This window comes from Candidatus Electronema sp. PJ, from assembly GCF_048287395.1.
Taxonomy (GTDB): domain Bacteria; phylum Desulfobacterota; class Desulfobulbia; order Desulfobulbales; family Desulfobulbaceae; genus Electronema.
The window spans coordinates 1-12902 of sequence record NZ_JBLWEO010000001.1; the positions used below are offsets into that span (position 1 = coordinate 1).

General features: G+C 52.8%; 12 protein-coding genes. 6 read left to right on the forward strand and 6 right to left on the reverse strand.

All coding sequences use genetic code 11. The features are described 5' to 3' along the window. Positions 1-378 precede the first annotated feature (378 nt). The 3 genes from ACNKIB_RS00005 to ACNKIB_RS00015 all read right to left on the reverse strand — a co-directional run bounded on the left by ACNKIB_RS00005 (position 379) and on the right by ACNKIB_RS00015 (position 2044). A complete protein-coding gene (locus tag ACNKIB_RS00005; protein WP_417908483.1) occupies positions 379-1155 on the reverse strand; it encodes an FKBP-type peptidyl-prolyl cis-trans isomerase in 777 nt (258 codons plus the stop codon). Positions 1156-1310: 155 nt separating this feature from the next. Continuing rightward, entirely contained in the window at positions 1311-1838 is a 528-nt protein-coding gene (locus tag ACNKIB_RS00010) for a hypothetical protein (protein ID WP_417908484.1), read from the reverse strand. Between the two features lie 8 nt (positions 1839-1846). After that, positions 1847-2044, reverse strand: a complete 198-nt coding sequence (locus ACNKIB_RS00015; protein WP_417908485.1) for a hypothetical protein — start codon at positions 2042-2044, stop codon at positions 1847-1849. A gap of 209 nt (positions 2045-2253) precedes the next feature. Here ACNKIB_RS00015 and ACNKIB_RS00020 point away from each other — a divergent pair, with 209 nt between their 5' ends. Beyond that, on the forward strand, positions 2254-2946 hold the full coding sequence (locus ACNKIB_RS00020) for a response regulator (RefSeq protein ID WP_417908486.1): 693 nt from the start codon (positions 2254-2256) through the stop codon (positions 2944-2946). A 5-nt stretch (positions 2947-2951) separates the two neighbouring features. Further along, positions 2952-5108 carry an ATP-binding protein gene (locus tag ACNKIB_RS00025; protein WP_417908487.1) on the forward strand — a complete coding sequence of 719 codons (2157 nt, stop codon included), beginning with the start codon at positions 2952-2954 and terminating at the stop codon, positions 5106-5108. Between the two features lie 321 nt (positions 5109-5429). On the opposite strand, the gene ACNKIB_RS00030 is transcribed toward ACNKIB_RS00025, so the two are convergent. Then, positions 5430-7175: a L,D-transpeptidase family protein gene (locus ACNKIB_RS00030; RefSeq protein ID WP_417908488.1), complete on the reverse strand. Its 1746-nt coding sequence runs from the start codon at positions 7173-7175 to the stop codon at positions 5430-5432. Positions 7176-7496: 321 nt separating this feature from the next. Here ACNKIB_RS00030 and ACNKIB_RS00035 point away from each other — a divergent pair, with 321 nt between their 5' ends. Both ACNKIB_RS00035 and ACNKIB_RS00040 read left to right on the forward strand, forming a co-directional pair. Continuing rightward, entirely contained in the window at positions 7497-7940 is a 444-nt protein-coding gene (locus ACNKIB_RS00035) for a single-stranded DNA-binding protein (protein WP_417908489.1), read from the forward strand. Positions 7941-8088: 148 nt separating this feature from the next. Further along, a complete protein-coding gene (locus tag ACNKIB_RS00040) occupies positions 8089-9021 on the forward strand; it encodes a DnaJ C-terminal domain-containing protein (RefSeq protein WP_417908490.1) in 933 nt (310 codons plus the stop codon). 90 nt (positions 9022-9111) lie between these two features. Here the strand turns inward: ACNKIB_RS00040 and ACNKIB_RS00045 are convergent, their stop codons facing one another. Both ACNKIB_RS00045 and ACNKIB_RS00050 read right to left on the reverse strand, forming a co-directional pair. Beyond that, positions 9112-9747 (reverse strand): precorrin-8X methylmutase, encoded by a 636-nt coding sequence (locus ACNKIB_RS00045; RefSeq protein ID WP_417908491.1) that lies wholly within the window; start codon positions 9745-9747, stop codon positions 9112-9114. A 197-nt stretch (positions 9748-9944) separates the two neighbouring features. Then, entirely contained in the window at positions 9945-11015 is a 1071-nt protein-coding gene (locus tag ACNKIB_RS00050; protein ID WP_417908492.1) for a hypothetical protein, read from the reverse strand. A 503-nt stretch (positions 11016-11518) separates the two neighbouring features. On the opposite strand from ACNKIB_RS00050, the gene ACNKIB_RS00055 reads away from it, so the two are divergent. Together ACNKIB_RS00055 and ACNKIB_RS00060 are read left to right on the forward strand one after the other, a co-directional pair. After that, entirely contained in the window at positions 11519-12214 is a 696-nt protein-coding gene (locus ACNKIB_RS00055) for a hypothetical protein (protein WP_417908493.1), read from the forward strand. A gap of 268 nt (positions 12215-12482) precedes the next feature. Beyond that, the coding region (locus tag ACNKIB_RS00060; protein WP_417908494.1) for a class I tRNA ligase family protein at positions 12483-12902 on the forward strand (420 nt) is incomplete at its 3' end.

Genomic DNA, 12902 nt, shown 5'->3' on the forward strand with positions numbered 1-12902 from the left:
CCACCCAGCCCTTCAAGACTCCAAAGGTGATGCTGAGGCTTCGTTCAACCTCGCGAATACCAACTCCCTCTTCAACAACCATGCGCACGGCTTCTCGCTTGAAATCGGAATCGTACCTGCGATAGCCCATAAACACACCTCCTGTTCCTGTCAGGGTAATTGCTGTGTCCGGTAAAGTGAAGATAGCTCAGTATCCAAGCAAGATTCGCCTGTTGTTTCTGAGAAAAGCAGGGGAGACGGTATCTCTAACAAAGCGTTCTGCCTACATCAGCAGGGAACTGAATGCCGCTGCAATTACCGTTCCGCTACTTCGCAAGAAAAAAAGCCTGACCCCAAAAGGGATCAGGCTGTGACAGCGCAAGATCAGAAAAGACAGAATTACTTTGTCTCTGCCTTCTGCTCTGGCTTTTCTACCGGCTTTTCTTCCTGTTCCACCGGTTTCTCTTCCTTTGCTTCCGCCTTTTTCGGCTCTTCCTTGAGGATCTCTAACAGCTCTACCTCAAACTTGAGCAGGCTGCCAGGCTGAATCACCGGGGCTGCACCACGGTCGCCGTAAGCCAGCTCCGGTGGGATATACAGTTCAAATTTACTACCCACACTCATCAGCTGGAGGGCCTCAGTCCAGCCAGGAATGACCTGATCCACCCGGAAACGGGCAGGCTCGTTGCGCTTGTGCGAGCTGTCAAACTCTTTGCCGTCCAGCAGGGTGCCTCGGTAATGGACCTTGACAGTGTCAGAACTGGCTGGCTTGGGGCCGCTACCCTCTTTGCTCACCTTGTATTGAAGACCAGAGGCCGTGGTTTTCATGCCCTCTTTGCTCTTGTTCTCTTCCAGGAACTTCTTGGCCGCTTCCTTGTTGGTCTTCAGCATGGCCATGAATTTTTCCTGCTGCCGCTTGCCAAAATTTTGCTGGGCTTTAGAGGCATCCTCTGCGGTCATCAAGGGTTTGGAGCCAGGGGTGTACGCATCTTTCACGCCCTGCTGGATGATGCCGAGATCGAATTCCTCGCCCAGTCCTTTGAGATACGTGCCAAAATCCATGCCCAAGGCGTAGCTGAACCGCTGGCTTTCTGTCTCCAGCTTTATTTCCGCTGCCGCCGGACGGAGGGACAGCAGCATCAAACCGGCTGCCGCATATACTGCGAGCTTTTTCATACGTTCTCCTTGAATGTTGCCCATCCCGACAGAATGCACCGCATTCTGCCACTCTGTACCTATTGAGCGGGATTGTACCTCATGCAGCCAGAAAAAAAAAACAACTTTTCACTGCTATCGCCCTTTTCCGTTGTTTTTAGCAAAAACGGAAAAATTCAAGCGAAGCAGAGACCGCAGTCAGGGCAGGTGTTTTGGGTAGTGGAAAAGCAACAGCCACAGGCTGGACAAAGCGCGGAATCTACTTCCGTGTCAAACACCACGCCTGCGGTGGAGAGATCGTGATCATGCAGGGCTGTGCTGCGGATATATTCCTCCGCAAGAACAGTCTGAGCGTCCTCCAGATCCGACATTCTGATCTGAATCACCAAACTCGGGCCGCAACAGCCCTGGCTACAGGAACCAGAATCGTTCACTATCAGTGAGGGAATGCCAGCCCGCTTCAGCACCGACTGCACCATCTGCATCTGAAGAACTGGCCCTTTTTGGATGTTGACTAACTTGTCATCCGGGCTGATCGGACGGCGACGTTCGGCCTGCTTTTGCTCTCCCTGCTGCCGCTGCTCCATGATCGACTTGCCACTGATCAAACCAATCGAGCAGGCAGCGCAGAGGGTGATTTCAGCCCGATATTCGTCGCCGCATTGAGGACAATATTGCAAATCAGGATCGATAGTCTGCTGCATGATGCACTTCACCGCTGAAGCTGAACAACAGCAACCGGAGCGGAGAGCTGCTCCAAGGCGGCATTAGACTCACTGCCAGCTCCGGCAGAGCCTAGCCAGCCGAGCAGCACCAGGACAGTTACACCAAAGACATAAACGGCCAACATCAGATAGCCGGGATCGATTGCCGGGAAGGAACTGGGCTTACTTGTCGTTTCTGAGGTCATAATAGTTCTCCATCTACTTCATTTCTTAATTCTACCTGTGGGTATTTTGAACAACGACGATGACCATTCCGTCCTTGAATAGTGACTTGCCGCAAAAGAAAGGTGACAGATCATGACAAAAAACTCTCCGCTGGTGAAAAAAAAATAGATATGGTAACATTTCAAGAAATCAGCATGAATGCCCATTTCGCTCGCAGAAGTCCGCCACCATGACCTACCGCATTGCCTTGGTTGAAGATGATCCCCGACTTCAGGCTAACTACGCTCAAGCCCTGCACCGAGAGGGCTATGAAGTCAGTTCCTACAGTAGCAGGAAGGAGGCGATGACCGCCTTTGAGCGCTCTTTGCCTGACCTCGCCATTTTAGACATTATGCTCGGCGAGGAGATGGCTGGTGGCTTTGAACTGTGCCAGCACCTGCGCTCGCTTTCGCCGGTCATCCCGATCATCTTCCTTACGGCTCGCAATTCTGATTTGGATCGGGTCTCGGGCTTGCGGCTTGGTGCTTGGGACTATCTGACCAAGGACACCACCACCCTTGACTTTTTGCCAGCCCGGATTTCCGCCCTCTTCCGTACAGTTGAGGCCTTGCGCAGCAGTCCGGTTAATAACCGAATCATCGAGCATCAGGATCTGCGCATCGACGAAGACCGCAAAGAAGTGCATTGGCGGGGGCAGCCGGTCAGTTTGACTCTGACCGAATTCTGGATATTGCTTTGCCTAGCGCGGCGGCCTGGTCATGTTAAAAATCATGATCAGCTCATGGAGGCAGCAAGTGTCATTGTCACGAACAATGCCATTGCCGCGCATATTCGCCGGATCCGAGACAAATTCCGAGAAATCGACCCAGACTTTAATACCATCCGCTCTGAATACGGCATGGGTTATCGCTGGCAACCCTGAAACTCGTGCGCATTTCCCTCCGCCTCAAGCTGGCTCTGCTCTCCCTGTTACTCCTGCTCTTTCCCTTACTGGGAATGCGGCTGAACAGCACGTTGAAAAACAGCCTGATTATCAGCCAAAAGGATACCCTCAACTTCACGGCTCAAGCAGTAGCTGCTGCCCTTACCAACCGCAGCGACCTTTTTGATCGGGAGCAGTTTCACGCTCTGAACCAAAGCCGTGACCTTTACCTCTTCCAGCTCTCCAACATCATCCAGCTGGACGGTAATTTAGAGGACTGGCAGCCAGAGCTTGATCAGGCCGAGCAGTTTGGCAGAGAGCATTTGATCAGCTCAGAGGAAAGCTATTTGCCACAAACCCTGACTTTCCGGCATCTGGCTGGAAAACAGGACAAATACCTCTACGCCTTTTTTGACGTGCAGGATGATCAGGTCATTTATCGGAGCCGAAACTCTCTCCGGCTGGACCGCTCAGATCATCTCCAGATTGTCATCGAGGATCAGAAGGGACAGCACAGCTATCTCATCTCTCCCTATGAACCAGGTTGGATCAATGCCTTTCTGATGCCAGACAGTCCCATCAAATTTCCCGTCAGCGAGCAGCGCATTCAGGGCGCGTGGAAGCAGAAAAGTGGCGGCTATCTGCTGGAACTGCGCATCCCGCTCGATCTGCTCGGCAACAAGTTAGCCTTCACGGTTGCCGATGTGGACGAGGAGCAGGAACGGAGCGTTCGGGTACTGATCGGGACTGCCAATCTGGCTGAAAACCAGGAGCCGGGCTGGCTGCTTGGCACCTCCAAGCCGATTGAGGACATCCTCCGCTCTTTAGATCGGCCTTACGCCCGGATCAGGGTCGTGGATCAGAATCGGCGCATTCGGGCACAGGTAGGCAGCCTCCGCAATCCTGAGAGCCTGCCTGCTGATGCAGATCAATTCGCCCAGCTCATGCGGCAAGTCAGCGAGCTGCTCCGACCCTTGTACCGGTTTTTCACCACCCAATTTGCTGCGGAGGTACAGATTCAGGATCAGGCATCTCAACCGACTGAATTGGCTCTCCAAGGTATCCCAGAAGGGTTAGCAGGCAAGCATTCCCTCATTAAATATTTGATGGATAACAGTCAGACCGAGGTCATGGCTGCCATCGTTCCGTTGCACGAGGGCGACAAAGTGATTGCCGCTGTCGTGGTCGAGCAAACCACCAATTCCATCCTTGCTTTCAGTAAACGAATGATTGAGGAAACCATCATTCTGTCTATGCTGGCCTTCCTTTTCGGTGGCGGGGTGTTCTTCTATTTTGCCTATCGGCTTTCAGGCCGAATTCGCAAACTCCGCGACCAAGCAGCCTCAGCTATCACCTCAGACGGCCACATCCGCAGCGCAGCCAGGCCAATAAAGAGGTCAGGAGACGAGATTGGAGATCTGGGCCGGACACTGGATGCGATGCTTGATCAGCTTCAGCAGCAAATCGAGCATCGGGAAAAGATGGCTGATAACTTGGAGCATGAGATGCGCACGCCTTTGGCTGGTGTGGCGGCCTCGCTGAAAAACCTCAAGCAGGAACAGATGCGGCTACAGGAGTCTCCGTCCCGGCAAATCATGGAATACATTCGCTGGGCAGAGCGGGACGTGCAGCGCTTGGAGGGTCTGCTGACTTCAATCCGAGAAGCGGCCAGTCTGAAGAACGCCCTGCTCTTAGACAGCAAGGAACCACTGGATTTGGCTAAGGCAGTCTCGATGTGGCTGGAGCATGGCTGGAAGCTGGCCTTTAGCGGCGTGGATTTCCTCTACCAACCGCCAGAGCAAGAGGTCATGGTTGAGGTTGATCCAGTCCGCTTACATCAGGCTTTGGACAAACTGGTGGAGAACGCGGTCTCTTTTCATGTGGCAGAAACGCCAGTTGAGCTGAGGCTGGAGCAACAGGCCGACACCGTATCCATGCAGGTGATCAATCAGGGGCCAACCATTGAACCTGCCTGGCAACAACAGATTTTCAACTCCATGACCTCGCACCGGCCTTTGAAAGATGACCGTCCGCACATGGGTTTAGGGCTGTACATCGTCCGTACCATCTTGGAGCATCACGGCGGCAAGGTGAGTGTGCGGAATTTAGAGGATGGCAGAAGCGGTGTAGTCTTTTCTATCACGCTACCCAAGGAAAAATAGGCCTTGGCATTCCTTTCTTGCTCGTTTACCAAGGAGTTTGGCTTGGCAAGAGAGGAGTGCTGCCGACTATAAAAGGAGTTGTACTCGGCAAGAAAGGAGTCTGGCCGACTACCAAAGGAGTTCTGTTAAGCCGGAAAGGAGTTTTGCCGACCTGGAAAGGAGTTTGAGTCGGCCAGACTCCTTTGCGGCTTAGTAGAAAAGCAGTTTGGCCTAGCCGCACTCCTTTCCTGCCGACTCCAACTCCTTTGTTGCCGAGTATAACTCCTTTGGAAACGAGCCGTACTCCTCCCTTTTATGGAGGAACTCCTCAAGTAGTGCCCCTTACAGATTGAGCAAGCACATCCCTTCGTTGTCAAGGTTGAGGGCAGCGGCCAGTTCTGCGTCGTTACCGTAAATATCCTCGTAGAAATGCGCTGTGCCATCCTCAGCAAGCATGACGGTGAGGTAGAGAAGATGGACTGGCACTGGTTTTTTGAGGACAAAGCTCTGCTGCTTCCCTGAGGCGATCTCCTTTTGCAGGCGTTCCTTGCTGATATTGGAGCCATCATGCTGGAGCAGGTGCCAAGCCAAATCAAAGGGGCGGCTAACCCGAATGCAGCCGTGACTTAAGGAGCGTTTAGCCTGTCGGAACAGGTTGCGGCCCGGTGTATCGTGCATGTAGATGCTGCTGCGGTTGGGAAAAACAAATTTGACCGTACCCAGGGCGTTGCCCTTGCCCGGTTCCTGGCGTAATCGGTAGCGCGAGATGCCTGCGCCAATGGTGTGCCAGTTGATAGCTGCCGGAGAAACCTCTGGTGCCCGGTTGCCCCAGCCTGCGAAGATGCGGATGCGCTGTCTATTCAGGTAGCCCGCATCTTTTTTCATCTTCTCAACGATTTCTTTGCGGGCGATAGAGGGCGGTACATTCCAGTAAGGGTTCAGCTCAATGTAACTCATGTCCTGACTAAAGACCGGGGTCTTGTGATCATCTTCGCCAACGATCACGGGCATGGTTAGCTCGGTCTGCTCGTCGTTCATAACCGTCAGATTGAAGCCCGCGATGTTGACCAGGATGCGGCGACCATTCAGTTGGTGGGGCAACCAGCGCCAGCGTTCCAAATTAAGGATGATTTTTCTGATCTGCTCGTGCACCGGGATGTTGAGGGCGGCCAGAGTTGTCTTGCCCACGATGCCATCTTGCTCCAGATTGCAGCGGGCTTGGAACCGCTTTACGCCTTTGACTAACTCGCTGTCGTAAAGGCGGAGCTGCTGGGTGTTGGCATCCGCATAGACTGGCGGCGGTAGAGCGGGCAGGTCGCCCATGACCAGCAGCCGCTGCGCAAGCAGGTCAAGGCGGTCGTCAGCCATGCCTGGCTCAATCTTCTTTCCCTCTGGCAGGGGCAACCAGTGGCCCTTTACCTCAATCTCCCGGTATGCAGCCAGGAGTTTTTTCAAGGCATGATAGGCTTGGTGCTGGGGAGCCTGCATCTCTAAAAACTGTTGCAGCTGCGCAGCGTATAGCCCTTGTTTGATCACCTGCGGCACATCGCCGCTGCTCTCGCGAACTGCGGCAAGTAGAATCGGGTCAAAGCGAGTTCTGGCGGCCCGGCCCTTCCGCATGTCAGTGACATACGCGCTCATCGAGAGGGTGAGTAAGAGGTCAAGGCGGGCAAGATATTCCGGCTTTCTCACCGACAGAAGGGCGGTGATCTCGGTAGGCCGGTAGTGCGCTGCGGGCAAACCGTCCTCCTCGGCCTTTTTGAATACCGTCAGCAGATCATGCACTCTCTTTTCATCTGGCCCGTCTTCCCTAACCCAATGTGGAGCGAAGTTGCTCTCCAGATACAACTCGGTCAGCAGGGCATCCATTTGGGTTGAATCAGCTTTCAAGCCGACAAACCCAAAGCGAGCCGAGGCCCCGCCTTTCAGCAGCCAGAACAGATGCGACCCAATCCGAGACACACCAGGAGGAGGGATGTCTGGCAGGGTATAGGGCTGCATGAGGCACTGGAATTGTCCGTCGGTTTGGTAGGCCAGCCCATTCAGGCTAAAAAGCAGGAGGGCAGCGACATGCGCAACAAGACGCATGAGGACATGTGCGGCCTTCTTTTTAGCCTGAAATGAACAGAGGGAAAAAAACATTGCGGTTCCGGCGGCGGTCAGTAGCACGATAAGGCGACAAAATTGCCTCCCCGGAATGGACTGCTGGGTGGCAAGAAATTTAAATAACTTCAAGTACAATTAATTATACTATACCGGAAGAGCTGCTAACAGGCAAGTACTGCTGCTGCCTTTTTCAATTTTCCCGTTTCTGCCCAACAAAAATGCAGCTGCTTTTTTCCTCGTTCAGGATTATGATGAGACCGGAAAAGCAGCCTCTGAATAAAAACAGCACAGCAATAGGTCAAAATGATCAATAAAGTGATTTTAATCGGCAATCTTGGTAAAGACCCGGAAGTCCGTTACACCCAAAGCGGCACGCCAGTGGCATCGTTCAGCCTTGCCACCTCTGAGCGGCGGAAGGGGCAGGATGGTCAGATGCAAGAACAGACCGAATGGCACAACATCGTTGCTTGGGACAAGCTGGCAGAAATCTGCCGCGAATACCTGCACAAAGGAATGAGAGTCTATATTGAGGGCAAGCTCCAGACTCGAAAATGGCAGGATAAGGATGGCCATGACCGCTGGACAACGGAAATTATCGCCCGTGAGATGAAGATGTTAACCTCTAAAGGCGGAGAAGGTGGTGGCTACAGCGGCGATCCTGGCCCGGCGGCAGGTGGGCCTCCTTCAGGCGGTTATGACGGCTCTTACTCCTCTGGCAGTGGCACGGGTAGCGACGTTCCCTTCTAAAAGCCTTTTGGCTCATTACAGCGGACTGCGCAGGGCGGTTTTCCGCCCTTGTTGTTTTTACTCTGGGTATAGACAAATGAAGAATTGTTCTTATCGTATCAGCTGCCGGATCCAGATATCGTGAACAGAACACATCCAGAGAAAAATCGTGGAATACTATAAGATACTTGGCGTTGAGAAAACCGCCGCCGCAGATGATATAAAAAAAGCCTACCGCAAGCTGGCCTTAAAATATCACCCAGATAAAAATCCTGGGAATAAGGAGGCTGAGGCCAAGTTCAAGGAGATTAACGAAGCCTACGCAGTCCTCTCAGACGAGAAAAAGCGCAAGGAATACGACACGTATGGCTCGGCAGGTTTCCAGCAGAGGTACTCGCAGGAGGATATTTTCCGCAATTTTGATCTTAATGACATCCTCGGTCAGTTCGGTTTTGGCAGTGGAAGTGGTCGTACAAGTTTCCGCTTCGGCGGTCAAAGCAGCGGCAGCCCCTTTGATTTTTTCAGCCAAGCAGGAAACGGAAGAGGTTGCGGCGGAAGTGGGTGCCGTCCTCAGCCCGCCAAGGGCGAAGATCTGACCTATGAGCTTTCTGTCACTTTAGCGGATGTCCTGCACGGTGCAGAGAAAAACATCAGCCTACGCCATAGCGGAGAAACCCAAAATGTTTCGGTCAAGGTACCCAAGGGCATTGAGTCTGGCAAACGTTTACGTCTGAGCGGCAAGGGAGCACCGTCTTCCACAGGTGGTCAGTCTGGCGACCTCTATCTGAAAGTCACAGTACTGCCGCACGAGCAATTCACCCGTGATGGGGACAACCTGATCATGGAGAAAAAACTCCCGTTCAGCGAGGCGTGTCTTGGCACGACGGTAGAGATAACCTCTCTTGATGGTAAGAGCTTCAAGATCAAGGTACCTGCGGGAGTGCAACCAGAGGCCAAGCTGCGGATTAAAGGACAGGGGCTACCCTCTGGGCCAATAGGCGAGCGGGGTGATCTCTATGTGAAGATTTTGGTGCAGGTACCGAAGCAGCTGACTGGTGAGCAGGAGCGGTTGGTCAGAGAGCTGGTGGGCCTGGGCTTGTGAGATAGCGAATCTCCAAGATGGTGTTCTAGGCTGATCTCCACCCTATTCTCCATCCCCCTCGCTGTTCATCGCTGTTGCGGCTTGCACCATTTACGGATTACCCGCCAGTCTGAGTAGGGCATTCACTGCTGCCACTGCGACTGGCGTGCCTCCCTTTCTACCAAGAGCGGTAATAAAAGGATACGGCTTACTGGCCAGTATTGCCTTTGACTCCGCTGCATTCACAAAGCCGACCGGTACGCCGATTACCAAGTCCGGGCTGAACACGCCCTTCTCTAGCAGCTCCATAATCTTGAGCAAAGCAGTAGGTGCATTACCTGCTACCGCAATGCCGATGTTCTCCTCTGCGGCCAAGGCCACTGCGGCCTCAGAGCGAGTTATAGTATGACTATTGGCCAGTGCCACGGTCTCTGTATCGGCTACCCGGCAGATTACCTTGCCGCCAAAGCGTGCCAGCAAGTGCTTGGAGATGCCGCTCGCAGCCATGTTCACATCAACCAGAATATTCTTCCCCGCGCGGATCGCCCGTAGCCCAGCCTCTATGGCCAGGGGATGGAAGCGCAGGTTCTCAGCAAAGGAGAAGTCACCGGTAGCGTGAATGCAGCGACGCACCACAGCGAATTGCTCAGGCGTGAATGCAGTTGGGCCAAGTTCCGCCTCAATGATACGGAAGCTCTCGGCCTCAATGTCAAGCGGGCCGATGGGCTGGATTGTAGGCAAGGTCATGATATAGGCAGGCGGTTAAGTTATCTGAGCTATAGGTCTGACCGTTTAATAAAGGGTGCCGTCACCCTTGTCAAGCGTTTCCTGCTTGCCTGCACACGAAGGTGACAGAGCAATCCCAAGTAATTGCGCATTGGAGAGCTACAGGTCTTGATGAAGTAGGGTAGCATACGTCAAAGGGTAGCGCAAACAGGCTGCCATTATACCCTAATATCCAACACATCCACCAGTCGACCATAGTAATAATCCCGCACCAACGTAGTGAGCGCAGCATAGTCGGTCACGTTGATAAGAATATCGCTGACTGCTGACCCAGCAAAGCCTGGTAAGGCACCTGAGATATTGGCGGTAATTGGCACAGCCTCGCCCATAGGCCCATCCTCCTGCATACTGATTAAGTTCAGGAGCAACCAGTTATTCTTAATATCAAACACCGCCTGAATGCGCAGCATCTCCGAAGCAGAAGCTGTAGCACTGAGCAAGCTCACATAGGGCAGGTCAGCCTCGCTACTACTCAAGATGCCGATGCCACTAGGATGCGAGAGGCCGTTGATCAGTAGCACCGAGCGCAGCCGTTGCCTGTAAACGCCAGTGCGCGGAGTACCGTGCTCGCTATAGCGGGTTGAGAGAGAAAGCGTGTACTCATTCTGCCATGACTCGTTCTGCATAGGAATATCAGGCACGAGGATAATGCTTGCATTTGAGATTGGCCCGAACTGTGATTGCACTTGCCGACCACTACGCACACCCTCAAGCACACATTCATTACCCTCAGTCGCTGGATTAAAGAACAGGTTGCTGCCGGTTAGATGCAGTACGCTCTTGTCAGATAAGACATCCTTGAGGTGCAGTTGCGTGTTCTCGACTTCCTCGATCACTGGTGCCTTCTCGATCACAGGCCGCTTCTCAAAGATGCCCTTCTGCTTAATCTCCTTGAGGAAGGGTTGGAGTACGCGGACATCCACATGCAAGGTCTCGTCAACTGGTGGCAATGGGTCGTCTGGCGAACTCAATCTGCCAGTAAAAGAAAGGCCGAAAGTTACCACGCCGTCAATGGTTGCCTGACCACCATTAATCAGCTTTTTCTGAATAACCCGCGCCAAGGTAGCAATCATGGTCTTGGTATCTTCCAGAGTATAGTTCGGGTTTTCTGCTACCATTGCCGCAGCCAGATCATCTGTCCTAGATACATCGCGAGGTACGAAGCGGATTTTCCAAGACTGAGGAACGGTAAGGACGTTGACTTCGGGCCTCCATTGAATGGTTGCCATAACATGCTCCAATGCAAAGGGAAATGATGTGTTACTGGGGAGGAATAGTGCTTTTTGGCAGCGTAAATCTCTACGGCAATCTTGTCAAGAGCTTTGTTGCAGAGGCGTGATGATTATCAGGTAGAAAAAAGGATACTCGATGCGAAGTTGTGATGATACGTATCATACCATTGGTACGATAGGTATCATAGTAGCTGGATGATACGTATCATCCAGATGGCATGATACCTATCATAAATTTTCCCTGATAGGTATCAGAATGTAAGCAGCACCGTAGGGCATGGTAAGGTACGAATGCTGACCACAGAAATGCGGGGCAATTGCTGCGCTCCCACTTAATCTATAGCACGGCAGGATTCATTATCCTGTGCAGGAGCAGCTGGAAAAAGCTCATCGAGAAATGAATCTTAACATTTCTTATTGCATAAACATTCCATTGCGCAGTATATTCGCGCTATGAGTAGTGGTTGAGCTGAATAACTTTTTAGAAGAAGGAGAGGAAAATGCTATTATCTACAGTCCGCCACAGAGCCCTGGAAATTTCCGCTATGCTTGCCGCCGTGACTATAATCTGTACAGAAATGGCAGTTGCTGCACCACCACCAGGTAACCCCAGCAGTCAGAGGAGTGTTGTAGAACGACTTGATGCGTATGAATCAATTGTTACGCAGCAAGCATATCTTATCGAAGATCTTCAGAAGCAGTTGGCAGAGGCCAGGAAGGTTACTGATGCCCTTGCCCCGTATCTGACAGCTGATGATGCCAAAAACATCTATATCACTGGCGCGAATCTTCACATTCAAAGCGGCTCCGGCAAGACTGACGGTGAGCTGAATGGTCTGGGCAATCTTATCATTGGCTATAATGAGCACTCCTCACCCTCTGAGGATATGCCTGCTACCACAAGAATCGGCAGTCATAATCTGGTTGTCGGGCCTTATCACAGTTATCTCTCCTATGGTGGTCTTCTAGCTGGATTTGGCAATACGGTTTCTGGTCCCTACTCCAGTGTATCAGGGGGATATGGCGGAACTGCTAGCGGAGATTACTCCAGTGTGTCAGGGGGAGCTGGAGGAACCGCTGGCGGAGCTTTCTCCAGCGTGTCAGGAGGAGGCGGAGGAACCGCTAGTGGAGACCTCTCTAGCGTGATAGGTGGGAATACGGCAACAGCTAATGATGAGTACAGCGTTGCACCGTAAGGATTCAGCCGTGTAATAGTAGGTGTTGGGATGAGTACAGTGCCTCCCAACACCTACTGTTACTATTGAGCATGTATCTACATAAACTTTTAGAAGCAGGAGGAGAAAATGTTGTTATCCACAGTCCGCCACAGAGTCCCAAAGATTTCCGCTATGCTTGCCGCAGCACCCATGCAGTAACCCTTGCCGCTCCGCCCCGCCTGCTTTATAGTAGCATCTCGATCTTCAACAGCCTTTCCTTCAACAAAGTTATCCCTTTTCCGCTGCCATGAACGACACAAACACGCCCGCCGCCGCCAAATACGACCTGCCCAAAGCCTACGAGTTTGAGGAGGTCGAGCAGCGGTGGTATGAATACTGGCTTACGCACAAGACCTTCAGCGCACAAATGGAGGAAGGCCGCCCGGCCTTTTCCATCGTCATTCCGCCGCCAAACGTGACCGGCGTGCTGCACATCGGCCACGCCCTCAACAACACCTTGCAGGATTTGCTAACGCGCTACCACCGCATGAAGGGGGATAATACTCTCTGGGTGCCGGGCACCGACCACGCGGGCATTGCCACGCAGAACGTGGTGGAGCGGCAGCTTGCTGCTGAGAAGACCAACCGCCATGAGCTGGGCCGCGACAAGTTCATCGAGCGGGTCTGGCAGTGGAAAACCGACAAGGGCGGCACGATCATCCAGCAG

Excerpts from the sequence above, each read along its gene's own strand:
- ACNKIB_RS00035 (WP_417908489.1), top strand. The coding sequence starts at position 7,497 with ATGATCAATAAAGTGATTTTAATCGGCAATCTTGGTAAAGACCCGGAA.
- ACNKIB_RS00020 (WP_417908486.1), top strand. The coding sequence starts at position 2,254 with ATGACCTACCGCATTGCCTTGGTTGAAGATGATCCCCGACTTCAGGCT.
- ACNKIB_RS00050 (WP_417908492.1), bottom strand. The coding sequence starts at position 11,015 with ATGGCAACCATTCAATGGAGGCCCGAAGTCAACGTCCTTACCGTTCCT.
- ACNKIB_RS00045 (WP_417908491.1), bottom strand. The coding sequence starts at position 9,747 with ATGACCTTGCCTACAATCCAGCCCATCGGCCCGCTTGACATTGAGGCC.
- ACNKIB_RS00010 (WP_417908484.1), bottom strand. The coding sequence starts at position 1,838 with ATGCAGCAGACTATCGATCCTGATTTGCAATATTGTCCTCAATGCGGC.
- ACNKIB_RS00005 (WP_417908483.1), bottom strand. The coding sequence starts at position 1,155 with ATGAAAAAGCTCGCAGTATATGCGGCAGCCGGTTTGATGCTGCTGTCC.
- ACNKIB_RS00055 (WP_417908493.1), top strand. The coding sequence starts at position 11,519 with ATGCTATTATCTACAGTCCGCCACAGAGCCCTGGAAATTTCCGCTATG.
- ACNKIB_RS00030 (WP_417908488.1), bottom strand. The coding sequence starts at position 7,175 with ATGCGTCTTGTTGCGCATGTCGCTGCCCTCCTGCTTTTTAGCCTGAAT.
- ACNKIB_RS00015 (WP_417908485.1), bottom strand. The coding sequence starts at position 2,044 with ATGACCTCAGAAACGACAAGTAAGCCCAGTTCCTTCCCGGCAATCGAT.